Below are 23460 nucleotides of genomic sequence, written 5' to 3'. Positions count from 1 at the left end.
ATTCTATTATTCAAATTGATACTTTATTTAATTGTTTTATAAGAACAATTTATGGACCTTGATCGCCATTCATTGCGTCAGGGCTGGACGACGGGGGCTTGTGCGGCTGCGGCGACATGGGCTGCTGTGTATCGGCTACTGACCGGACTTTGCCCAACGCACAGCGAGATCGTGTTGCCAAATGGGAATTCGGCCTGTTTTGCACTGGCTCGCGTCGAGCTATCTTCGCAAGGGGTATTGGCGGGGGTCGTGAAAGATGGCGGTGACGATCCTGATTGCACTCATGGTCTGGAGATCCAGTGTCTGGCCACACGCATTTCGAGTGGTGAGTTTCACCATCCCGTCATCGATCTTCGGGGGGGTGAAGGGGTGGCAACGGTGACCTTGCCCGGTTTGGAACTCCCGATAGGCGAAGCCGCGATTAATCCGGTGCCGCGTGCTCATATTCTGCAAATTGCTCGTGAATTGCTGGCCGAATATGGGGATGGATGCGGATTGCGTTTAGAGATCCGGGTGCCCGGGGGTGAACAAGCCGCCAAAGAAACCATTAGTGAACGGTTAGGGTTGATCGGGGGCATCTCGATTTTGGGAACCCGCGGGACGGTGCGACCCTATTCAACGTGTGCTTTTGCCGCTTCGGTCAAGCAGAGTGTGCAAGTGGCCCGCGCTGTCGGTTGGCAGGAAGTTGTGCTGACGACCGGGAGTCGTACCGAACGAGCCGCCCGGCAGCTGTTTACCCATCTGACCGGTAGCAGTGTGATCCAGGCGGGGGATTTTGTCGGCATGGGGCTTAGAGCTGCTCGGCATTTTGGGTGTCAACGGGTTCGGGTGGTCGCGATGATCGGCAAATTATGTAAATTAGCGACGGGGCAAATGATGACCCATGTCAGTGGTAAAGCCATTGATTTTGCGGCATTAGCTCTGCTGGCGGAAGAGCTGGGATTGAATGATTTTTCCGCCAAGGTCCAAGCTGCACACACCGGTCGGCACCTGTTGGAATTGAGCCAGAGCGATTTGGCGGAAGATGTGAGTCAGCGCTATTTGGCGCAGATCTGCGATGCGGCGGCCGAGCATGGCCGCAGTTATGTCGGTCATGCCTGTCAGGTCGATATCTATTTAGTGGATTTTAGTGGTCGGTGTCTGGCGCAAAGTAAGGAAATTCAATGACTGAAAATAAAGCTGCGATGGCGCAACAAACTCAGGCCGGACGAGCCATCGAGAGCCAGTCGTTTACCCTGATCGATGCTTTGATCGCCGAGCGAGGCGGCCATCATTATAGTGCGCTGCAATGGCCGATTGTGCGCCGGGCCATTCATACCAGTGGCGATCTGGAATTTTCTGAGCTGTTTGAATTTAGCCCGCAGGCCGTTGAATCCGGCATTACCGCGCTGCGCCGTGGTGCCTCGATTATCTGCGATGTCAGCATGATTGTCTCAGGGGTCAATCGCAAACGGCTCGACATCTATCAAAACACCCTGCACTGTTTTATCCAATCGGATGCCACAATCACCCGTGCGGCGCATCAACATACAACTCGCGCCGTTGCGGCGATGGATTATGCTGCCGAGCAAGGCCTGTTGGATGGCGCCATTGTCGCTATTGGCAATGCGCCGACCGCATTGCTGCGACTGTTAGAGTGGGTGCAAAGAGGGGCTCAACCGGCGCTGGTGATTGGGCTGCCGGTCGGTTTCGTGCAGGCCGCTGAATCCAAACAAGCATTGTGCGCTCAGCATTTATGTGAATTTATCAGTTGCCGGGGCTACAAAGGTGGCAGTCCGTTGGTGGTGGCGACGTTACATGCACTGCTGGGGCAAAGTGTATGAGTTATCCGCTTCACGTGATTGGGGTTGGTGAGGATGGCTGTTTGAGCTTATCCAGCCGTGCGGTCGATGCGGTGATGAGCGCACAGGTACTTGCTGGTAGTGAGCGTTTGCTGAGCTGGTTCCCTCAGTTTAGTGGGCGGCGGATGGCGCTTCATGGACCGGTCGATGTATTTTTAGCGGCACTGATCGAGCAGGCCGAGTCGACTCCGGTCGCGCTATTGTGCTCGGGTGATCCGCTCTTTTTTGGCCTAGGGCGACGTTTAACGCAGATGCGAGCGGCGGAGCAATTGCGTTTTATTCCGGCGCTGAGCTCGGTGCAACTTGCTTGTGCCCGGTTAGCATTGCCGTGGGATCGCTGCCTGATGATGTCGGTGCATGGCCGCAGCTTTGAGGCGCTTACCAGCCGTTTACAACAGACGGATTTAGCGGCGGTGTTAACCGATCCTCAGTTGAACCCTCAGGCACTGGCGCAGCATCTGCTGGATTATTCCGAATCGCATTGGCAGATCCACGTCTGCGAAAACTTAGCAGCGACCAATGAATCGATTCGCCGCTTTAGCGTAGCGGAATTAGCCACCGTTCGTGAGCCGTTCGCATCGCTGAGTTTAGTGATTTTGCAGCGCCAACGTGCTCAATTGTGGGGCGGGCAAGGCCTCTTTGCCAGTGATGAACAGTTTAGCAAGCGACCCGGATTAAACGGCCTGATCACCCGGGCCCCGGTGCGCCACTTAGCCATAGCGGCGCTACGGTTGAACCCGGATAGCTGCTGCTGGGATATCGGCGGCGGGAGTGGTTCGGTAGCGATTGAAGCCGCCAAACAGAGTTATCGAGGTTCCGTTTTTTGTATTGAAAGTGTCGCCGAGCGCCAGCATGATATTCTCGCCAATGCACAGGCGCATAGCACCGATAATGTCCAGATCGTGAAGGCGTTAGCCCCTGCCGGGCTGGATGCATTGCCCGCACCCGATGCCATTTTTATCGGGGGCAGTCGCGGTCAGCTGCGGGCCATTTTAGAGGTGTGCCGACGGCGTTTAAAAGCGGGGGGGCGGCTAGTCGTTTCGGCGGTGACTCTGGAGACGCTCACCGAACTATACCAATACAGCCGCGAAATCTGGCCCGCCAGTGTGCAGCTGGTGCAATGTTCGCATAGTGTCCCGGTCGCGAGTTACCAACGTTATCAGAGCGAAAATCCAATTCATCTTTTCTGTTTTCAACAACCTATTGATCAAGGAGCGGGCCGTGACTGAAACCGCATGGGGGTCATTATATGCGCTGGGCGTTGGTCCGGGGGATCCGGAACTGCTCACGCTCAAGGCGCTGCGGATTTTAACGCAGGTGGATGTGATTGCCGTCCCTGAAAAAACGCAGGGCAGCCAGAGTTCCTTTGCCTGGTCTATTGCTGCCGCTGCGCTGGCCGAGCAGCCGATTTCTGGTCGAGTGGAATTTTTATACTTTCCGATGACGCATCATAGTGAAGCCAACCAGCGGGCCTGGGATGATGCGGCTGCAACGGTTGCGGGGTGGCTGCGACAGGGATTATCAGTGGCATTTTTAACGGAAGGCGATCCGAGTGTTTTCTCGACGTGGGGCTATTTGCATGCGGAGCTTCATCTTATCGAACCGGCGATTAACGCGACGATTGTGCCGGGCGTGAGTTCGATCAATGCGGTGGCGGCACAAACTCAAATTCCGCTAGGGGATGGGCAGGAGCGCTTTTGCGTGGTGCCCGCGCTGTACGGTCTGGAACATCTCGAAAGTTTGATGAAGGCCTTCGACACTATCGTATTGATGAAAGCAGGGCGTTCGGTGCCGGCGCTGCGAGAGCGCTTGCAGCGGTTAGGCTTGGAGCATGCGGCCACATTGGTGTGTCATGCCAGTTGTCAGGCGCAGCAAATTTATCATGATTTGGCGCAGGCACCGCAACAGCTGCCTTATTTCTCGACGATTCAACTCTCGTTACGCCACCGCGCCGGTATTCTGGCCGGGAAAGTCAGGGCGAGCGGATGAGAGTTGCCATCTACGCCATTACCCAGCATGGGGCCGAGCAGGCACAACGATTGGCGCGAGCGCTGCCCTATGCGCAGCTGTTTGTCTCAGCGCGAGGACGAGATTGTTGCCTGCAGGCGCAGATTTTTGAAGGTTCGATTGGCGATCTGATCACGAGCCAGTTTCATCAGTTTGATCAGCATATTTGTATCTTTGCGGCGGGGATTGTAACGCGAACCATCGCACCGCTAATTGACGATAAGCGCCGTGACCCGGGCGTGATTTGCATTGATGAGCAGGGCCAGTTTGTCATCCCGTTATTAAGTGGTCACCGGGGCGGGGCCAATGCGATGGCGCAGCGCGTGGCTAACGTGTTGAAAGCCACGGCAGTTGTGACGACGGCTTCTGATGTGAGCCAAACGGTGGCGGTGGATCTTTTGGGCGCGCCTTTTGGTTGGCAACTGGATCCGAGTAGCGAAGCGGCGATAACGGCAGTCAGTGCGGCGGTCGTTAATGAGCAGCCTGTATTGATTGAGCAGGACGCCGGTGAGCTGAGTTGGTGGGGATTTGATAAGCCGATGCCCCGGCACCTGTGGTGTAGCGAGTTCGAAGGTGCCTTAAGTGCACAAAATTGGCAAGGGCGCATTGTGATTAGTGATCGTTCCGATGCGGGCCGCGAGCCGACATGGGCTGATCGTACGGTGATTTGGCATCCTCGTTCACTGGTGCTGGGGATTGGTTGTGATCGCAACACGCCCGCCGCGGTGATTGAAGCCGCGATCCGTCATTGTCTGGAGGTGCATGGATTGTGTCTGGCGAGTGTTTCGGCACTGGCGAGTATTGAGCTCAAAGCCGATGAAGCAGGTTTGCAACAACTGGCCGCACAATACCAGTGGCCGCTACATTTTTATCCGGCTGCCGCGCTAGCTGACGTCAAAGGGGTTGAGAATCCCTCCGAGGTGGTGTTTAAGGTCACCGGCTGTTACTCGGTCGCAGAAGCTGCGGCATTGAAAGAGAGCCAGAGCAGCGCGCTACTGGTGCCGAAATCTAAATTTGCGGCGCAGGGCTTTCATGTGACGGTTGCGGTGTGTCGACGCCATTATCGCTTGTCGCTCCCGGCTCAGCGACTGAAAAATAGCTGGCCTCCGCAGGAACAAACCAATGCGCATGGCAGCGTGGTGGTGCAAGGCTATCAGTGTAAACCGCGCGAGCCCAGTCGTGAGCGACCGATGCTGTATTATCGCCATCATCTGATCATTTGTGGGGGTGCTCGCTGCGCCAAAGCCAGCGGCCGTGCCGATTTAGCCGCTGAACTGCGGGGATTAGCGCGGGAGATGGGACTCAATCGCGGTGCTTCCCGAATTAAAATTTCCCGGAGCCACTGCGCTGGAAGCTGCCGTAATCAAGCGGTTGCGGTGCTCTATGAACATTTAGATACGGGCGAGTCGGCCGTCAATAATGGCCTCTGGCTGCGCCAGATTGATCAACTTTCTAAATCACAGTGGCAAACGATGTTTGAAGCGCTTCGGGAGCGCAAGTCGCTGCGCTCGGTTTTGGCACCGAGCGCGTTTGCTGCGATTGAAACGCAGACTGAAAAGGACCCATCATGTTAAAACGTTATCGCCATTATCAAAAAGGTCAGGCGATTGTGCTGAGCTGTTTTGGCTCTCTGGCCAGCTGCGAACGCTATATCAACCTCAAACAGCAGATCGCGGCGCGTTATCCGGATTGTGATGTGGTGCTCGCGCTCAGTTCCAAAACGGTCTTAAAACGCTTGAATCAGGAGGCGCATGGTCATCCGTGGTTGAATCTGCCTCAGCAATTGGCCCGGCTCGATCTGGAAGGTTATTCGCAGATTATCGTGATCCCTTGTTATCTCTATCCGACTGATGAATATCGTTCGGTGCGGCAGGTGGTGGATGGTTTTACGCAGTTTTCTCTGGCGACGATTTGGCTAACCCCGGCGATTATGCAAAAAAGTGCCGATAGCAACGCGATTTTAGGCGCGTTGTCAGCACATTTCAGCCGTGAGCCGGGGGTGAATCTGTTTATCTATCATGGTGCACCGCAGCTCAATGATGCCGGTCATCAGGCCCTGACCTATAGTATGCAACTGCTCACGCAGCTTTCGCCGCGCCATTTCAGTTGTTCGCTGGAAGGAGTGATGCCTTATCGGTTGCTGGCCGATGCGCTGGTGCGGCAGATCCGTGATTTGGGGCAGTGGCCGGTGCGATTGATCCCGATGTTGCTGGTTTCGGGCAATCATTTTCGCCATGATTTAACTGAAATTCAAGCGGATTTAGCCACTCGTCTGGGACGGGAAAGCGGCATCGAGGTGGCGGCCCCAATTGCGGGAGAGCAGTTTTGTCTGCTGGATTTTGCCCCCGTGACCGAGGTGATTTTTGCGCATATTGATGAAGCGCGTCGCTGCTTAACGTCGGAGTATTAACTATGGCTACGCTATTTTTAGTGGGCCTTGGCCCGGGAGCCAAGGCGCAGATGACCTATCAGGCGGCGGAGGCGATTGAACGCGCCGAGGTGATCGTCGGTTATGGACGTTACCTGTCGTTTATCGAGTCCTATCTGGTCGGTAAAACGATCATTGAAAGCGGCATGACGCGGGAGTGGCAACGAGCTCGGCAGGCGATTGAAGCGGCGGTGAGTCAGGATGTGGCGCTGGTTTGCTCTGGCGATAGTGGTGTGTATGCTATGGCACCGCTGGTGTTTGAACTGCTCAGCCAAAATCCGTCGATCCAGATTGAGGTCACGGTGGTTCCGGGGGTGACTGCGGCGGTTTCTTGTGCATCGCTGGTGGGAGCGCCGCTAGGCCATGATCACTGCTCGATTTCATTATCGGATCTGCTGACCCCGTGGCCGGTGATCTGTCAGCGGATTGAAGCCGTGGCGAGCAGTGATTTTGTAGTCGCCTTTTATAATCCTCGCTCGCGTAAACGTCAGCACCAGATTGAGCAGGCGCGGGATATTTTGCTGAAATACCGCAGCCCGGACACGCCGGTGGCGATTGTTGATCAAGCCTATCGAGCAGGGCAGCAAGTGATGCTGGCAACGTTGGCTGATTTTTGTGAGCGACCGTTTGCCATGGCGGCGACGGTGATTGTCGGTAATTCCAATAGTTATCGGTTTGGCGATTACATCATCACGCCGCGCGGCTATCAGCAAAAGTATTCGCTCTCTGATGGGGCATTGCGTCCGGGGCAGCGTCGCGGGCGAACATTGGTGGTTGATGATGACAGCATCGACTAAACCGTTGGAGCTGTATTTAATCCGCCACGGCCAAACGGAGTGGAATGTAGCCGATAAGATGCAAGGCTGGCTGGATAGCCCATTGACGGCGCGCGGTAAATCGCAGTTGGATCGCGTCTGCTGGCCTGCATTTGGCGCCATTTATTGCAGTGATTTAGGTCGGGCCATGGCCTCGGCCCGGCGGATCGCCCGCCGACAAAAAACGCTGATCATTGCCGATGCGCGGCTACGGGAACGCTATTTTGGCACATTACAGGGAAAAGCCATTCCAACCACAGCACACGGAGCGTTAGGTTGTGCTTATCAGCAGCGTGACTGGTTACAATTACATGCACTGGCACAGGTTGAGCCAGAGGCCACGTTATGGGCTCGGATCCAAAGTTGGCTGGGGAGCGCCCGGAAGCGGCATCGTTTCGATGACCGCCCCATCGCGGTGGTGACGCATGGCGAGTGGATCCACACGTTTTTGCAACATTATCAGCCAGCACGACAAGCGTCGCGCTTATTTGCCAACGGCCAGACATTGGCTCTGAATTTTAAGGAATAAACGATGCAAACGGCTGCTTTTGATCCTTCTCTCGTCTACTTTGTTGGCGCAGGCCCGGGCGATGAATCACTGATTACCCTCAAGGGCTATCAGTTGCTCAGTCAGGCGGATCGGGTGATTTTCGCCGGATCGTTGATTAATCCGAAATTGCTCGATTATTGCCGCGCCGAGTGTGAGTGTCACGATAGCGCCGCTTTAACGCTGGAGGATATTCTGGATCTGATGGTCTCGGGTGTGCGAGCCGGGAAGCTGGTGGTGCGCCTGCAAACCGGTGATCTCTCGCTGTATGGCTCAATTCGAGAGCAAGCGGAATGCCTGAAAAAAGAGGGGATTGGTTTTTTGAGTGTGCCGGGCGTGAGTGCCTTTTTAGGTGCGGCGGCCGAGTTAGGCGTCGAATACACCGTCCCTGAAATCAGCCAGAGTTTGGTGATTACCCGCATCGCCGGACGGACACCGGTGCCGGAGCTGGAATCGTTGCAATCATTTGCCGCGCATCGCTGCTCGATGGCGATTTACTTGTCGGCTGGGCATACGCGTGCGGTTGTCGCTGCGCTGCTCGAAGGCGGTTATCCGGCCGACACGCCTGCGGCCGTTGTCTATAAAGCGACCTGGCCGGAGTGCCAGATTATCCGAGCCCCTCTTTCTGAAATCGCAGTGCAAGCCCATCAGGCGGGTATTCGCAGCACTGCTTTAATTCTGGTGGGGGATTTTCTAGGCGAGTCATTTAACTATTCCAAGCTTTATGATGCCGCATTTAGCCACGCGTTTCGTAAAGCCAAAGGGTGATGGGTGTGTCAAAGGTATGAAGCTATAGAGAATCATAAATAATGGCTATTTTGGTCTTTGTTGTTTTATCTATGTTAGCCTTCAGCTTGCTCTGGGGGGCCAATCGCTTTCATCGCCATCGGCAGACGATTTACACTTGTGCACTGGCAAACCTATTGTCGATTACATTGTGTGGTATATATACATTTATTTCTGCCGGGGCAGGATATTTGATGCAAACGCCCCCTTTTATTCATCAGATGTTAACTAACGATTTCAATGCCCATATCTCGATAGCTTTGTTGCTGTAAAAACAATCACAAAAGGTCAACACCCCCTAAGCCGCCGTCGCTTTGTCTTTGGTGTTCGAGGAAGGCAACAAAAAAGAAAGCCGCGTTTTTAAAGCGGCTTGATTTGGGGATGGTCTGGTGTGGTTATTCTTCTGGATAGTCGGCACCGATGGATACATCGCGCCACTGCTCAAAGTTGTGGCGCAGTTCATCAAGATGTGCCATCGCCGTATTGTAAGCGGCTTTGCCCAGTAACAAACGCAATGGCGGCTGTTCTAAACGAGCGATATCAATGACCGCTTGAGCGGCGCGGACGGGATCGCCGGCTTGATGGCCTGAGCCCGCTCGCAGTGCATCTCGGCGTGCCCCTGCTGTTTCTTTATAATCATCAATGGTGGTTTTCGATTCAATGACGGAACGACCGGCCCAGTCAGTCCGAAAGCCACTGGGTTCGACAATAGAAACATGGATCCCCAGTGGCTGGACTTCTTTATACAGCGCTTCGGAGATCGCTTCTACGGCAAATTTGCTGGCATTGTAATAGCCTAATGCCGGGAAGGCGACCAGCCCACCAATGGATGAAAAGTTAATGATATGCCCAGCTTTTTTGGCTCGCATGTGGGGGAGAACTTCGCGAATCAGTGCACTCAATCCAAAAACATTGGTTTCGAATTGGCGGCGGATCTGATCGTCCTCACCTTCTTCAATCGCTGAGAAATACCCATAACCGGCATTGTTCACTAATACATCAATCTGACCAAAATGCTGGATGGCTTGGGCAACGGCTTGTTGGATCACCGCCTGATCGTTGACGTCGAGTGCAAGTGGTAGCGTATGCGTTTCATGACCTACGGTTAAATCGGCGAGACTATCTGGATTTCGGGCTGTGATCACAACATTCCAACCTAAGGCAATCACTTGCTTTGCGAGTTCTCGACCAAAACCGGTCGAACAGCCGGTAATAAACCAAACAGGATTTGTTGAATTCATTTTTTCACCTTCAAAGATGTGTGCTTCGGGGGAATTGATTACTCTGTTAGTCTAGGATGTATGGGTCATGCTTGCATTCCCGATCAGCTCAAAAACGTGCCTAATCCTAGGGGTTGTTGATCATTTGTGATTATTTTTACAGCAATTCAATCATGAAAAACTAACAGTTTTTAGAGTGAACGGTGCTTCACTCTGGCTCCGTGGTCTCGATAAATGACCGACGATTTCGGTTGCTTTTTTGGGGAGCTTTAAGCCGTGTTTTCGGTTGTGGTATCCGATCAACTCTTATGGGATTGTCGAAAGGTGGTTCTGTCGTGTTGCTCTAATACTCGTGATTGAGCTGGCGTGAAAGGAGAATCGTCGTTAGATAAAATACGACGATTCTAGGTCAGAGCCGATGCCGTGATGGGTACGGCATCGTTTGGATTTAGATAAATCAAACTCAGCTACCTCCTTTTGGAGCGGGAATGGAGCCAACACGTTTTAATGATTGTCACGACCCACGCCGAATTTGTCATGTAAAGCAACTTGAGCTTCACTAAAGTGACCGGCTTGCTGAGCAACAGGGGCTGCGTTGTCAGCAGATGTTTCAGCAGCGCTGGCGATATTGCTTAACAGACCTAAAGTAGCGGTGATAACGGCAGCGGCTGCGATTTTAGTGATTGTGTTCATGGTGTTCTCCTCAAATTTGGTTTTAGTTAAGTTCAAAAGTGTTAGTGGTTGTCACGACCCACGCCGAATTTGTCATGTAAAGCAGCCTGAGCTTCGCTAAAGTGACCGGCTTGCTGCGCAACAGGGGCCGCGTTGTCAGCAGATGTTTCAGCAGCGCTGGCGACGTTGCTTAACAGACCTAAAGTAGCGGTGATAACGGCAGCGGCTGCGATTTTAGTGATTGTGTTCGTGGTGTTCTCCTCAAATTTGGTTTTAGTTAAGTTCAAAAGTGTTAGTGGTTGTCACGGCCGACGCCGAATTTGTCATGTAAAGCGACCTGAGCTTCGCTAAAGTGACCGGCTTGCTGAGCAACAGGGGCCGCGTTGTCAGCAGATGTTTCAGCAGCGCTGGCGACATTGCTTAACAGACCTAAAGTAGCGGTGATAACAGCAGCGGCTGCGATTTTAGTCATAGTGTTCATGGTGTTCTCCTCAAATTTAGTTAAGTTCAAAAGTCTTAGTGGTTGTCGCGGCCCACGCCGAATTTGTTATTTAGAGCAGCCTGAGCTTCGCTAAAGTGACCGGCTTGCTGAGCGACAGGGGCCGCGTTGTCGGCAGATGCTTCAGCGGCGCTAGCGACATTGCTTAACAGACCTAAAGTAGTGGCGATAACAGTAGCAGTTGCGATTTTAGTGATTGTGTTCATGGTGTTCTCCTCAAATTTGGTTTTAGTTCAGTTCAAAAGTCTTAGTGGTTGTCACGGCCGACGCCGAATTTGTCATGTAAAGCAACTTGAGCTTCACTAAAGTGACCGGCTTGCTGCGCAACAGGGGCCGCGTTGTCAGCAGATGTTTCAGCAGCGCTGGCGACATTGCTTAACAGACCTAAAGTAGTGGCGATAACAGTAGCAGTTGCGATTTTAGTCATAGTGTTCATGGTGTTCTCCTCAAATTTGGTTTTAGTTAAGTTCAAAAGTCTTAGTGGTTGTCACGGCCGACGCCGAATTTGTTATTTAGAGCAGCCTGAGCTTCGCTAAAGTGACCGGCTTGCTGAGCGACAGGGGCCGCGTTGTCGGCAGATGCTTCAGCGGCGCTAGCGGCATTACTCAAAAAACCGATTGAAGTTGCGATAGCAAGGGCGGCAGTGAATTTAGTGAAAGTGTTCATCATTTGTTCCTTCTTGTTGAGCTGGGTGATTGTTGAGGCGATTCGTTGTTCGCTCTCGATGGTGTTAATTAAAAACCATATTCATGTGTTTGTCTGTCAAATAAAATTGAACACATCTTTCATAGATGGCAACAGGGGCCTGGTCAAAATTGGCAGGAAATATGACGGAGTTGAACGTGGGATGATTGAGGTTCACGAATTCGTCATCGACATGTCATTTGCAGTTCATATCGACTCTCTACTTTGAGGCCATTATTGCCTGAAAGGACACATGATGCGTTTGGCCCATTTAAGTGATATGCATTTTTGTGCAGCGGGAGAGAAGCTGTTCGATAGTCTCGATGTCAATGCCCAAAATGCGGATATTATTCACCAACTCAATCAGTTAGATGATCCAGTCGATGCGATTATTATTACCGGAGATGTGGTAAATGATGGTCATCCGGAGCAATACCGGCAGGCTGCTAAAATTTTGCAATATGCCAATTGTCCGGTTTACCTGATTAATGGAAATCACGATGAGCGCGATGCTTTTTGCGAAGCGTTTCGTCTGCTTTGTCCGCTGATTGAGGTCGGTCGTCCAATCCGTTATACCCTGGAATATGGCGGGCATCAGTTGTTGCTTGTGGATTCGACCATCCCTGGGGAGACTCATGGGGCGATTGATGATGAGTTAGCCAACTGGATTGAGCAACACTTGAAGGCTTCTGAGTTGCCAACCGTGCTGTTCATGCATCATCCGCCGTTATCGATGAATAATGCCCATATGGATCCGCTGCGCTGTATCAATGGTTCCCGGCTGTTGGCTCTGGCGGATCGTTATCCTCAGTTTCGTGGGATTTACTGTGGGCATAATCATCGCTTTAGTGTCAGCCAGTATCGTCAGTTAGTTGTTGTAGTTGCTCCGGCCACATCGGTGCAGATCCCCTGCTATCGTGAGCGTTCGACGCCACTTTACAACATGGAACCCCCTTCTTGTTTAATCCATTCGATCACCAGTGAAGGGCGCTGGGTAAGCCATCAACATTTGTTGAGTCGTTTAAATGGCGAGCGGCATTTCCCATGGGTGAAAGGGATGTCATGAGTCAGATTCGAATCGATAACTTATCCAAACAATTTGCTCAAACTCAAGTTCTTAAACAACTATCACTGACCATTGAGAATGGTGAATTTTTGGTATTGGTGGGGGCTTCGGGCTGCGGTAAATCAACATTACTGCGGATCTTGGCCGGTTTGGAACAGCCAAGTTGTGGTGCTCTTTACTGTGATGGTGAAGACATTGCACGTCAATCTCCTCGTGAACGTAATTTTTCAATGATCTTTCAAAGCTATGCCTTATTTCCGCACATGAGTGTGGCTGAGAACATTCGCTTCGGGATGAAAATTCGCGGGGAAAAACAGCGGGATCATCAAGCCATTTTTGATGAAACGGTGGCAATGCTACGTTTGACGCCTCTACTAAATCGTCGTCCGAAAGCCCTTTCGGGAGGACAACGGCAACGGGTTGCTATGGCGCGGGCGATTGTGCGTAGACCGCGACTGTTTTTGATGGATGAACCGCTTTCGAACCTGGATGCCAAACTGCGTGGTGATGTTCGAGATGCCATTATGGCGCTGCATCAAAAACTAAAAACGACCACGGTTTATGTCACGCATGATCAGATTGAAGCGATGACAATGGCGGATCGGATCGTGGTGCTTGATCAAGGGGTGATCCAGCAGGTGGGGACTCCCGAATGGCTTTATCAAACTCCGGCAAATTTGTTTGTCGCCCGTTTTATCGGCTCGCCGACAATCAATACCTTTAAGATTGCTTCGCAAAATGGCTGGGTTTGTCTGGCTGGATGTCGTTGGGAGTTTAAGCAGGATGAACCGGAATCAATGGTCTGGGTTGGGTTGCGTCCGGAGCATATTCGGGTCGGGGTTGGACCCCGAGGATCGGGGCAGTTTCCGGCTCGGCTTCGTCGTCAGGAATTGCTCGGTCATGTCCGTTTGCTGCATTTGGAATCAGGCTATGGCCCACTACAGATTTTTCATGACACTCAATCCCAACCGCTGAGGGACGGGGATGAGTTCAATTGTTATTTTATGCCGGAGCAGATCCATTTGTTTTCGGCGACCACGACGCAAAGGCTGACGATCAAGGAATCGCTATGAAATTAAATAAGCTCATCATTGGATTATGGATGGCAGGAATGACTTTCTCGGCGCTGGCGACAACACCGATCGACCTGATGTTTCCAGCACCGGTCGATGGTAAGTTGACGATGAAGATGAACCAACTGGTGAAGCAATTTAATCAGCAAAACCCAGAGATTAAAGTGCGGGCTATTTTCACCGGGAGTTACGATACCACTAAGCAAAAAGCCGAAGCGGCTGCACAGGCGGGGCATCCTCCGGCACTGGTGGTGATGTCGGCTAATTATACGGTTGATCTGGCGATTAGTGATGAAATTCTACCGATGAGCGAGTTGTTTCAGTACGGCAATGACGGGAATGCAACCGATTTCTTAAAAGCGAATTTCTGGCCCGCTGTGCAGAAAAATGCGCTGTATCAAGGGCAGGCGTATGCGATGCCATTTCATAATTCAACGCCCGTGCTTTACTACAATAAAAATTTATTTAAGCAGGTGGGGATCACTCAAGCCCCTGCTACCTGGCAGCAACTACGCGCCGATGCCAAGAAGCTGACCGATGCCAGTAAAGGACAGTGGGGCATTATGTTGCCATCGACCAACAACGATTACGGCGGTTGGGTGCTCTCTTCACTGGTACATGCTAATGGTGGCAGTTTTAACAATCCGGATTATCCCGGCGAAGTTTATTATAACGATCCGACGACCATCGGGGCTCTTACATTGTGGCAGGGGCTGATTTTTAAAGACAAGGTCATGCCGCAAGGGGTACTGGATGCCAAACAGATCGATGCGCAGTTCCTCTCCGGTAAATTGGGAATGACGATCCTCTCGACTGGTTCTCTGGGCTTTTTGCGCAGCCATGCCAAGTCATTCGATTTAGGAGTGGCGATGTTGCCCGCACATGTTCGCCGAGGGGTGATCATCGGTGGTGCTTCATTAGTGTCATTCAAAGGGATTGACGATGCCCAGAAAAAAGCGGCCTACAAGTTAATGCAGTATTTGATTAGCCCGCAAATCAATGGCGAGTGGTCGCGCTTTACCGGTTACTTTGCACCGCGCAAAGCAGCTTACAATACTCCAGAGATGATCCAATATTTGCAAAAAGATCCCCGTGCAAAAGTTGCATTTGAGCAGCTGCAATATGCTTATCCGTGGTATGCAACTTATGAAACGGTTGCGGTTCGTCAGGCCATGGAAAATCAGTTGGCGGCCATGGTTTCTGATGCATCGGTCACTCCTTCTCAGGCGGCCCAACAGGCGCAAGCTAAGGCGGATCAGTTGATGGCTCCATATCAGAAACAGACCGTTTATAACCTTCAGTAATTTCTATCGGGGCCTTGGCTTTAGGCCCCATTTTCGAATGGATCAATTATGCGATTAGTGCGTTGGCGTCCCTACCTGCTGATGGCTCCGGTGTTGGCTTGTCTGGCTCTTTTTACTTATGTACCGCTGCTGCGCTCGTTATACGATAGTTTGTTTGATACGCGTATGGCGGATACGATGCCATTCGTCGGCTGGGCGAATTACCAACGGTTGTTTGCCGATCCGGTGTTCTGGCAAGCCTGTTGGAATAATCTGCTGTATATCGCTATGACGGTGGCTCCGAGTTTGGTTCTGGCGCTGGGCTTGGCCGTATGGCTTAAGCAAAATACCCGGATTAATCAGGCGATGCGAGCGGTGATCTTTATGCCGATGGTGCTGCCGCTGGTCAGTGTTGCGACGTTGTTTTTGTTTGTGTATTTACCGTCGATGGGGCTTTTGGATTATTACTTGAGCCAGTTGTTTGGCTTTATGAATCATAATTTTCTGGGGATGAAAAGCAGTGTGCTGGTAGCGCTGGCTGCATTAGGGATCTGGAAATTCACCGGTTACTACATGCTATTTTTCTTAGCCGGTTTACAGGCGATTCCAAGTGACGTTCAGGAAGCCGCTAAGATGGAAGGGGCTTCGCGCTGGCAGATCTTTCGTTATATCACGTGGCCGATGCTGCGTCCGACCATCAACTTTGTGGTCACGGTTGCGGTCATTTATGCCATTACCCAGATTGACCATGTGGCGGTGATGACGGAAGGTGGCCCGGCTCACGCATCAACGACCTTACTGTTTTATATTCAGCGACTGGCGACGCAGACCCATGACTACGGGAAAGCATCGGCAGCTACATTGGTGATGTTGGTAGTACTGGTTACTCTTACGATTGTGAATTTGAAATATCTCGAACGAGGCACCCATTATGAACATCAGTAAAGCACCACTTAAATTATGGGTGATCGCGGTTTTTATGCTGGCTTTGGCGATTGTATGGTTATCGCCGCTATTGTGGATGCTCAAGTCGGCTTTTGGGGAAACGGTGTTTGGTGGGGAAATGGCCTCGATCTGGCCACACGGCCCGATTATCTTCGACCAGTTTAGTGAGGCGTGGCAAAGTGCCAACTGGTTACGGCTGTATCTGAACACGTTAATCTTCACTCTGGGGACCTTGCTGGTGCAGTTGGTCTCGATCACCATTGTGGGGTATGTGTTTGCTTATTATCAGTTTCGCGGTAGAGCACTGCTCTTTTATGGCTTTTTAGTGCAGATGATGATTATGCCGGTGATGGTGATGGTTCCGAATCTGCTGACGCTGCAATCACTGGGGCTGCTTGATACGCTTACCGGCGCCATGTTGCCCTATTTTGCTTCCGGGATTGGGGTGTTTTTGATGCGCCAGACTTTTTTAAATATTCCCAATGAGCTTGAGGATGCGGCATTGATGGAAGGAGCGCACTGGTGGCAATTGCTCTGGTATGTGCTGCTGCCAATGGCACGTCCGGCGATGCTGGCATTTGCCGTGGTGAGTGTGACCTATCACTGGAATGAATATCTGTGGCCGCTGATGGTACTGAGCGATCCAGACAAACAGCTGCTGACGATTGGCTTAGTCTCGTTTGCCATGGGCGCTGAGTCCGGCGGCGAGTGGGGGTTGGTGAGTGCGGGGACACTGATGGTGTGTGCCCCGCTAGTGATTGCGTTTTTACTTTTTCAAAAGCAGTTTATGCGCAGTTTTGGATTTTCCGGGATTAAATAGCCCTTACTCGGCACTTACCGGTTGATCATCAACTTTGACATTTTGTACATGGTGAAAATGCCACGGTTGGTTGCTTCCTTTGAGCGCAGAAAAGCTAATGTGATTAAAGTGGCTATCACTTAGATCTTCAATATAGGTAGCGGGCACTTTGCGCAATGTCATATTTTGTAAGTTGATGTTGTTGTACCAGGTTTGATGCTGACTTTCCCCTTTGATATTAATGGAAGCAGAACTACCGGTAATGGTATCGACACTGACATCACTCATGTTGATGTCGTGAATTGCAACTTTGTCGGTGGCAACCGGGTAGTCGATCGAGGCATTGGGATCGCTGTATTTTAAGGTAACGATCAGGGCATTTTTGGCAATGTTTTTTAGGGCGATATTCCGAAACACGACATTGTCGACTGAGCCGCCGATAATGGTGCTGCTTTTAATGCGAAGGCCAATATCTGAACCGTCAGCGACACTATTTTCAGCCACAATATCATGCATCCCAGCACCGGTATGACTCCCCATCACAACGGCACCGTGACCATGGTGGAAAAAGTTATTAAATAAACGTACATGTTCGACGCGAGGTTCTTTTTTAGCCAGCGCGCCGGTACCAGCGGCAAAGTTGATGCTGTCATCCCCGGTATCAAAATAGCTGTTAAACACCATCGCTTGCTGAGTGTTGCCTAATTCGACGCCATCACCATTATTGGCATCGAATGTTTGCGCTTTAATGCCATTGATGGCGACGTTTTTACTGGTGAGCACCATTAGGCCATGATAGGCCGGGTTACGAATGGTGACTCCGCTGATGTAGAGATTTTCTACACCGCGCAGTGTGATCAGACTGGAGCGCATTTGGCCGTAAGAGAGATGAAGCGTCTTACCGCTAGCTACAGCGCGATCGACCTGATTTTTCGCTAGAATGCCATCTTGGGCATAGCGAGTATTATTACTGGCAAGATAGTGGGGCTGATGTTGGCCGAGCGTATCGCTGTAGCTGTCAGTGGTTTGCTTCCAGCCGTTCCCGTCAATGACCCCCTGACCGACGATTCGGATATTTTTAAAGGTGCCGGCATCACGCTCGCCTCGTTTTATCGCGTTAATCAGTGAGGCGGGACGGAGTGTTTGTGAATAGGGGTAAAGTTTGTAGCCGTCTGGATATTCTTCTGGATTGCTGGAGCCCAGCAGTACAGCATTTTTTTCCAGATCGAGGGTCATGTCACTTTTTAAAAAGAGTGCCCCTGTGACAAACGTTCCGGCGGGAACCACCAGTTTACAATGGATGGGACAGGCGTTAATTGCGTTTTGTAGTGATTGGGTGTTGAGTGTTTGTCCATCACCAACAGCACCATAATCGAGTACGGAAATAGTGGTTGGGGTTGTCGTCGTTTTCACGGCGATGGGGGCGCTGGGTGCGGAGAGTGAACCATCTTTACCGACGGTACGTACTTGGAATTGATAGTGTTGATTGGGTGCTAAATGGGTCAAAGTGGCGCTTTGCCAAATGATCTTCTGAGCGAATCCATCGCTATTTTTGGTATAAAAATTCTCGATATATGGCGCACTTGGGGAAAATTGGCGATTATTGGCTTGGGCTGTGGCAATGACTTTGCCATTTTCCAGTACTTGATAATCACTAATTTGGCTGATGTCAGCAGGCGCTTGCCAGGTGATCACTGCGCTATGGTCATCAACGCTCAATGTGGGAATTTCAACCTGAGTTGGTGCTTGTAAAGCCGCGAATGCAGCACCTGGCAACAGCCCCGCCAGAGTAAGTGCCATCAAGCTGATATGAGTAGAGAGGTGTTCTGTTGTCATATTTATTCCATGATATTAATTATAATTAAAAAGCCGTTTTAATATTAATGGATAATGCTTTTAATATATGTTTTATCGATCACAGACTGATGGAATGACCCGATATTTAGGTTCTAAAACGATGGGGGATCCGGTTCGATGATGGCGGGAATGTGTGAAATGATTTCATAGTTGGCACTTATCGATTGCGAAAATGACGAGAAATAAAATAAGTATTGATTGGAATAGCGTTCTGTTGAATGAAATTATAGGGCTTCTATCCCTTTGTTTTCTCTGAGCGGTTGGCCAGAATAATGCCGATGACCACCAGTGCCAATGCAATGAGCACGTAGTTATGCAACGGCTCGTGCAGTACCAAAGCTGAGAGCGTTACACCGAAGATCGGAATTAGAAATAGAAAGATCGAAATCTCCCCAACCTGATTATGAGCCATCAGGGTATTCCAGATGAGAAAAGCAAATGCGGAAATGGCGCTTAAATAGATAAAAATAAGCGTGGCTGATACGCTCCATTGAAAAGGCGCTAAACCGACCTGACTGGCACCTATGGTGATAAGACAAATCCCTCCCAAGAACATCTGCCACGCGGTTAGCATGAGTACGGGCAAGTGGGTACTGATATTGCGTTTACTTAAGATATTCCCATAGGCGCCAAAAAACATGGCGATGAGCATCAACGCCTCACCCGTTCCTAAATGTAATCTCCAGCCATGAGCCATGACGTGATAAAAGGCGATCCCACAAAACCCGATGAGGGCACTGCCTATTGTTCGTCGATTTAAGCGATCATCACTGAATAAAAAGTGGGCAATAATCAGCTGAAAAAAAGTAGATGAGCTGGAAACAATAGCACTGGAAATTCCAGTGGTCAGCGCGAGTCCGAGGTAGAAAAAAATATATTGTAGTAGTGTTTGAAAGCTACCGACTTTAATAATCCGGATGAGTTTATCACGACTAAAATGCCAAGTCTGGCGTTGCCAGATCGTGCTTAAAATCAGTAAGAAAGCCCCAGCACAGCTAAATCGGTAACCCGCAAACAACAGTTCCCGGAAGGTTTGGCTGTGATCAATGGCTAATGCTTGATAACCCATTTTGACCATTGGAAACGCGCTGCCCCAAAGCAACGTGGCAACAAGGCCTAGGATGATGCGAACGGCTGGATAAGTGAATCGGCTGTAGACTGAGATTTCAGCCTCAGATGTAGTGGTTAAATGCGGCATAGCAGAACGACCACGGGCTTAAAGTGGACTATGTTAACGCATCATAGCTAGGTTGTAATTGAAAAAGGAGCGTTATGGATGGGGACTTCTGTGTCCAAGCTCTGTTTGTTAAATCTTCGGCAATCAATGGTAATGATTGATCAAAATCATTAACTGATAAATTCCGTAATAAACTTGTCATAATTTCTTTGACAGATTTTTTGAATCGTGAGATAGATCGCTATATAAAAAAATATACAACGAAAAATTATAATTGTGCTATGAGTGATTGGCTGTGTGTCTATGGATTGTGATGCGCATCGACTGACTGTACTTCTCTACTTCAACAAAGTTCTCTGTTCAACGATCTCTCTGAGATGCAATCCTTTTATCAGTTTTGCGCATTTTTGATTCGTTTAGAAGATCTCAGAAGATATTCTTTTCAAATGGTGGTATTTACATGGATAAGTATAGTGCTTATTTCCCGATCGTAGCGGGTGTTGTTGGTTTAGGAACGCTTTGTAGTCCAGCAGTACATGCAGCGGATGTTTCAGATTCATCATCAGTTTCTTCAATGCCCGAAATGGTGGTCGAGGGGCAGCAGACTCAGGAGAGTGCCTATCAGCCTAAAAGTGCAACTTTTGGTCCATTAGGCTCGCAATCGCTGCAAGATATGCCTTTTTCAACGACGGTTTTAAATCAAGAGTTACTCAATGATCGTCAGGTCAGTAGTCTCGGTGAAGCGCTGCAATATGATCCATCCACGCAGATAGAAGCGCGAGGCGGGATGGATGTCGGACGGCCCCAAAGCCGTGGTATGGAAGGTAGTGTCGTAGACAATTTTCATATCGATGGCATGAATGCCGTCGCTACCACAGCGCAACCCATCGAGCTCTATCAACGTGTGGAAGTGATCCATAGCTTGACCGGAGCCTTGTATGGTCCGGCTTCTCCGGCTGGGGATTTCAATTTAGAACTCAAACGGCCTACTAAAAATTATTTTAATTCGGTACGGGCGAGTGTGACCGGTGATGGCACCCGATTGCTGCATGTGGATGTCGGTGGAACACCGATCAAATATGCGGGATATCGGTTTAATGTCCTCAAGGAACAGGGTGAAGGTTATGTGTCTGATTCTTGGGTGAATCGCAAATTGTTCGGTGGTGCGATTGATTTGCACTTAACCGATAGTACGACCTTGGAGCTGAATGGGAGTTATTATCGGTTTATTCGGATGGGTTTCCCCGGTGGATTTAGTTATAGCCCTACTTCGGGATTACCCCATGCTCTGGATGCCGGGAAAAAAGGTTATGGTCAGAGCTGGGCCGGAAACTCGCTGGAAACCACCATGGAAAGTGCCAAGCTGAAGCAGCAGTTTGGTAAAAACTGGAACTTGACCGCAGGGATCCTCCATCAGATCGCTCGGCGGACCATGCGTAGTGTCGGGAATACCTTCAATAATGATGGCACCACAATGGATACCAGTTTCAACGTGAATGGCGCGACGACGGTTCACTTTTCAATTACCAGTAATGTGGCGCGAGTCAATGGAACATTCTATACCGGCGATATTCAGCATGATGTAGTCGCGGGAACATCCGGTTATATTTGGAATGTCTACAATGCGGCGGGGGGCCGTAGTTATGTCGGTCTGGGCTCCTCCCCGATTGATCATCCTCAGAGTTATTCAGAAGTTGCCGGAAATGGCAGCCTTCCCCTGTATTTGGCGAGCCACAACCGAGCTCAGGCCGGGATCTTAGGCGATACCATTACCTGGAACCGTTATTTTTCAACGTTGTTGATGGGCAGTTATAACTACTTTTCATCCGAAGGATATAACGCTGGGGGAGCGCATACCGGGCATTATGTCGACAATGGTTTTAGCTCAAACGTCGCATTCATGTATAAACCGATATCGAATGTGACGACTTACATCGCTCATGGCGATACCTTGGAGCAGGGCGGTACGGCTCCGGATACAGCGTTAAATTCGGGCACAAGTCTATCACCGGTGCGTAGTCGCCAGACTGAAATCGGTGTAAAAGCCCAGCTCGGTGGCGTTTTCACGCGTTTCGCGGTGTTCCATATCACCCGGCCAATGGCCTTTACCGGGGAGGATCATTACTATCGCGAACAAGGGAAACAGCGCAATAACGGGGCCGAGCTGAATGTGCAGGGTGCTGTAACTTCACAACTTGATGTGATGGGCGGTGTGACCTACCTTGATGCCACTTTAAAAGACGGATATAGACACAATGTATCGAATAAACGTGTCGTAGGTATCCCGCGTTATCAGGCGAATGTTCTGGCCAATTATAAATTTATGGCACTGCCTGGATTCTCTGTAAATACCAATGTGCATTATGTCAGCAAACGTGCCGCCGATGCGACTAACGAAGTTTGGGCCGGCAGTTATACCACCTTAGATTTAGGGGCTAAATACGTCACCAATAAAATTTATGGCAAGAAACTCACGGTCCGTTTGAATGCGACCAATTTATTCGATCGTAAATATTGGGCTGCATTTTTCCCGCGTAATGAATATGGATCGTCTGCGACTAATACCGCTTTTCTGGGGGAACCCCGGCAGCTGCGGTTAAGTGGAACGATTGAGTTTTAGCGCATAGACCCCCTAACGGCAGTTTCTTCTGCCGTTAGGGGCTGGAGAAGAATATGAAATGGATTCTAAATTTCAAAAGCCATCGATATTGGCTTTTGTTCGTATTATCGCTGGTGCTGGGAAATGCGCAGGCACAGTTGCGTTCATCTTTTCCGGCCACCACCTCGGACGCTCCACGGCGAGTGGTTCGTTATGATGGGATCCAGGTGTCCGTTCCTGAGCATATTCAGCGGGTGGCCAGTGCCTGGGAAGCTCAAAATTCAGTATTGGTGATGTTAGGCGCGGGTTCCAAAATTGTGGCGACGACCCGTTATGCGCAGCAGATGAAAGCTTTTCGGCAAATTGTTCCCTCGATAAAAGATGCGGCACTAGCGACGTTAGGGCATTCGGCCGATGTGAATGTAGAAGGCTTAATTGCTCTGCATCCGGATATTTTATTTGTTTCGGAAGGTTTTCCGGCAGAAAAACAGCGGCAGCTAGAACGGGCGGGCATTGCCGTCGCTGGATTTCATGCCAATTCAATACAGAAGTTGGTTGAACGAGTCGGTATTACCGGAGAACTCCTTGGTGGGGATGCGATAGTGAAGGCTCAAGCTTATCAACGCTACTTTGAGCATAATCGACAGTTGGTTGCTGAACGATTAAAAGGTTTGGATGTTCGTCTGCGTAAGCATGTTTATATCGCCTCGGGAATGGCGCGACTGACTTCCGGACGCCCGTCGCTGAATCAGGATTGGATCGATCTCGCGGGAGGGATCAATGTAGCAGAACAGTGGCATCTTGGGCCGGCGCATTATGGCAGTGCTAATGTCGATTTGGAATCGATCATGGCTGCGGATCCAGATGTGATTATTGCCATGCGATCCAATGATGCCCGGAAAATCGCCATTGCGCCTAAATGGCATTTGATTCGGGCGGTGCAACAGCACCGTGTCTACGCCAATCCTCGTGGTCTGTTTTGGTGGTGTCGGGAAACATCCGAAGAAGCTTTGCAATTTCTATGGTTGGCTAAGGTGCTGTATCCGGATCGGTTTTCCGATATTGATATGACTAAACAAACAGCGGATTTTTATCAGCGTTTTTATGGAACCCGCTTTAGCGATATTGAGATCCGGGAATTTTTACATCCGAAAGGGTGAGG

At 50.5% G+C, this 23460-nt stretch carries 25 protein-coding genes; 17 read left to right on the top strand and 8 right to left on the bottom strand.

Going from position 1 to position 23460, the window contains the following annotated elements; all coding sequences use genetic code 11:
• The first annotated feature begins 51 nt into the window (after positions 1-51).
• From ABUE20_RS08655 to ABUE20_RS08610, 10 genes are read left to right on the top strand one after another with little or no spacing between them, the layout of a single operon-like run.
• Complete coding sequence (locus tag ABUE20_RS08655; RefSeq protein ID WP_408619492.1) at positions 52-1167, top strand: cobalt-precorrin-5B (C(1))-methyltransferase; 1116 nt, start codon at positions 52-54, stop codon at positions 1165-1167.
• Positions 1164-1823, top strand: coding sequence for a precorrin-8X methylmutase (locus ABUE20_RS08650; protein ID WP_408619491.1), 660 nt, complete (start codon positions 1164-1166; stop codon positions 1821-1823). Before ABUE20_RS08655 ends, ABUE20_RS08650 begins: the two co-directional genes overlap by 4 nt.
• Positions 1820-3070, top strand: a complete 1251-nt coding sequence (gene cbiE / locus ABUE20_RS08645; protein ID WP_408619490.1) for a precorrin-6y C5,15-methyltransferase (decarboxylating) subunit CbiE — start codon at positions 1820-1822, stop codon at positions 3068-3070. Before ABUE20_RS08650 ends, cbiE begins: the two co-directional genes overlap by 4 nt.
• Positions 3063-3830, top strand: coding sequence for a precorrin-2 C(20)-methyltransferase (cobI, locus tag ABUE20_RS08640; protein WP_408619489.1), 768 nt, complete (start codon positions 3063-3065; stop codon positions 3828-3830). The genes cbiE and cobI overlap by 8 nt, the downstream gene beginning before the upstream one ends.
• The gene (locus tag ABUE20_RS08635) at positions 3827-5422 is read left to right on the top strand and encodes a cobalamin biosynthesis protein (RefSeq protein WP_408619488.1); all 1596 of its coding nucleotides are present in this window, start codon (positions 3827-3829) and stop codon (positions 5420-5422) included. Before cobI ends, ABUE20_RS08635 begins: the two co-directional genes overlap by 4 nt.
• On the top strand, positions 5416-6258 hold the full coding sequence (locus ABUE20_RS08630; protein ID WP_408619487.1) for a sirohydrochlorin cobaltochelatase: 843 nt from the start codon (positions 5416-5418) through the stop codon (positions 6256-6258). The genes ABUE20_RS08635 and ABUE20_RS08630 overlap by 7 nt, the downstream gene beginning before the upstream one ends.
• A gap of 2 nt (positions 6259-6260) precedes the next feature.
• Complete coding sequence (gene cobJ, locus ABUE20_RS08625; protein ID WP_408619486.1) at positions 6261-7073, top strand: precorrin-3B C(17)-methyltransferase; 813 nt, start codon at positions 6261-6263, stop codon at positions 7071-7073.
• Positions 7054-7620, top strand: coding sequence for a histidine phosphatase family protein (locus ABUE20_RS08620; RefSeq protein WP_408619485.1), 567 nt, complete (start codon positions 7054-7056; stop codon positions 7618-7620). Before cobJ ends, ABUE20_RS08620 begins: the two co-directional genes overlap by 20 nt.
• A gap of 3 nt (positions 7621-7623) precedes the next feature.
• Positions 7624-8406 carry a cobalt-precorrin-4 methyltransferase gene (locus tag ABUE20_RS08615; protein WP_408619484.1) on the top strand — a complete coding sequence of 261 codons (783 nt, stop codon included), beginning with the start codon at positions 7624-7626 and terminating at the stop codon, positions 8404-8406.
• A gap of 41 nt (positions 8407-8447) precedes the next feature.
• The gene (locus ABUE20_RS08610; RefSeq protein WP_408619483.1) at positions 8448-8696 is read left to right on the top strand and encodes a hypothetical protein; all 249 of its coding nucleotides are present in this window, start codon (positions 8448-8450) and stop codon (positions 8694-8696) included.
• 123 nt (positions 8697-8819) lie between these two features.
• Here ABUE20_RS08610 and ABUE20_RS08605 read toward each other — a convergent pair whose 3' ends face one another.
• The 6 genes from ABUE20_RS08605 to ABUE20_RS08580 form a co-directional block, all read right to left on the bottom strand.
• Entirely contained in the window at positions 8820-9665 is an 846-nt protein-coding gene (locus ABUE20_RS08605) for an oxidoreductase (protein ID WP_408619482.1), read from the bottom strand.
• 483 nt (positions 9666-10148) lie between these two features.
• Positions 10149-10337, bottom strand: coding sequence for a hypothetical protein (locus tag ABUE20_RS08600; protein WP_408619481.1), 189 nt, complete (start codon positions 10335-10337; stop codon positions 10149-10151).
• Between the two features lie 271 nt (positions 10338-10608).
• The gene (locus ABUE20_RS08595; RefSeq protein WP_408619480.1) at positions 10609-10797 is read right to left on the bottom strand and encodes a hypothetical protein; all 189 of its coding nucleotides are present in this window, start codon (positions 10795-10797) and stop codon (positions 10609-10611) included.
• A 35-nt stretch (positions 10798-10832) separates the two neighbouring features.
• Positions 10833-11021, bottom strand: a complete 189-nt coding sequence (locus ABUE20_RS08590; RefSeq protein WP_408619479.1) for a hypothetical protein — start codon at positions 11019-11021, stop codon at positions 10833-10835.
• 41 nt (positions 11022-11062) lie between these two features.
• On the bottom strand, positions 11063-11251 hold the full coding sequence (locus ABUE20_RS08585; protein WP_408619478.1) for a hypothetical protein: 189 nt from the start codon (positions 11249-11251) through the stop codon (positions 11063-11065).
• 41 nt (positions 11252-11292) lie between these two features.
• The gene (locus ABUE20_RS08580) at positions 11293-11484 is read right to left on the bottom strand and encodes a hypothetical protein (RefSeq protein WP_408619477.1); all 192 of its coding nucleotides are present in this window, start codon (positions 11482-11484) and stop codon (positions 11293-11295) included.
• 268 nt (positions 11485-11752) lie between these two features.
• Here ABUE20_RS08580 and ABUE20_RS08575 point away from each other — a divergent pair, with 268 nt between their 5' ends.
• From ABUE20_RS08575 to ABUE20_RS08555, 5 genes are read left to right on the top strand one after another with little or no spacing between them, the layout of a single operon-like run.
• On the top strand, positions 11753-12565 hold the full coding sequence (locus ABUE20_RS08575) for a phosphodiesterase (protein WP_408619476.1): 813 nt from the start codon (positions 11753-11755) through the stop codon (positions 12563-12565).
• Positions 12562-13638, top strand: coding sequence for an ABC transporter ATP-binding protein (locus ABUE20_RS08570; RefSeq protein ID WP_408619475.1), 1077 nt, complete (start codon positions 12562-12564; stop codon positions 13636-13638). Before ABUE20_RS08575 ends, ABUE20_RS08570 begins: the two co-directional genes overlap by 4 nt.
• Positions 13629-14942 (top strand): ABC transporter substrate-binding protein, encoded by a 1314-nt coding sequence (locus tag ABUE20_RS08565; RefSeq protein WP_408619586.1) that lies wholly within the window; start codon positions 13629-13631, stop codon positions 14940-14942. The genes ABUE20_RS08570 and ABUE20_RS08565 overlap by 10 nt, the downstream gene beginning before the upstream one ends.
• A 48-nt stretch (positions 14943-14990) precedes the next feature.
• Positions 14991-15866 (top strand): carbohydrate ABC transporter permease, encoded by an 876-nt coding sequence (locus ABUE20_RS08560; RefSeq protein ID WP_408619474.1) that lies wholly within the window; start codon positions 14991-14993, stop codon positions 15864-15866.
• Between the two features lie 34 nt (positions 15867-15900).
• Entirely contained in the window at positions 15901-16686 is a 786-nt protein-coding gene (locus tag ABUE20_RS08555; RefSeq protein ID WP_408619585.1) for a carbohydrate ABC transporter permease, read from the top strand.
• A gap of 3 nt (positions 16687-16689) precedes the next feature.
• Here ABUE20_RS08555 and ABUE20_RS08550 read toward each other — a convergent pair whose 3' ends face one another.
• Positions 16690-18501 (bottom strand): glycosyl hydrolase family 28 protein, encoded by a 1812-nt coding sequence (locus ABUE20_RS08550; protein WP_408619473.1) that lies wholly within the window; start codon positions 18499-18501, stop codon positions 16690-16692.
• Between the two features lie 256 nt (positions 18502-18757).
• A complete protein-coding gene (locus tag ABUE20_RS08545; RefSeq protein ID WP_408619472.1) occupies positions 18758-19720 on the bottom strand; it encodes a DMT family transporter in 963 nt (320 codons plus the stop codon).
• A 439-nt stretch (positions 19721-20159) separates the two neighbouring features.
• On the opposite strand from ABUE20_RS08545, the gene ABUE20_RS08540 reads away from it, so the two are divergent.
• Together ABUE20_RS08540 and ABUE20_RS08535 are read left to right on the top strand one after the other, a co-directional pair.
• Positions 20160-22319 (top strand): TonB-dependent receptor, encoded by a 2160-nt coding sequence (locus tag ABUE20_RS08540; RefSeq protein WP_408619471.1) that lies wholly within the window; start codon positions 20160-20162, stop codon positions 22317-22319.
• A gap of 53 nt (positions 22320-22372) precedes the next feature.
• On the top strand, positions 22373-23458 hold the full coding sequence (locus ABUE20_RS08535; RefSeq protein ID WP_408619470.1) for an ABC transporter substrate-binding protein: 1086 nt from the start codon (positions 22373-22375) through the stop codon (positions 23456-23458).
• The last annotated feature ends 2 nt before the right edge of the window (positions 23459-23460 follow it).

The organism is Celerinatantimonas marina, from assembly GCF_046054165.1.
Classification (GTDB): domain Bacteria; phylum Pseudomonadota; class Gammaproteobacteria; order Enterobacterales; family Celerinatantimonadaceae; genus Celerinatantimonas.
The sequence above is the reverse complement of the archived record's forward strand: the minus strand, read 5'-3'. Positions and strand labels throughout refer to the sequence as shown.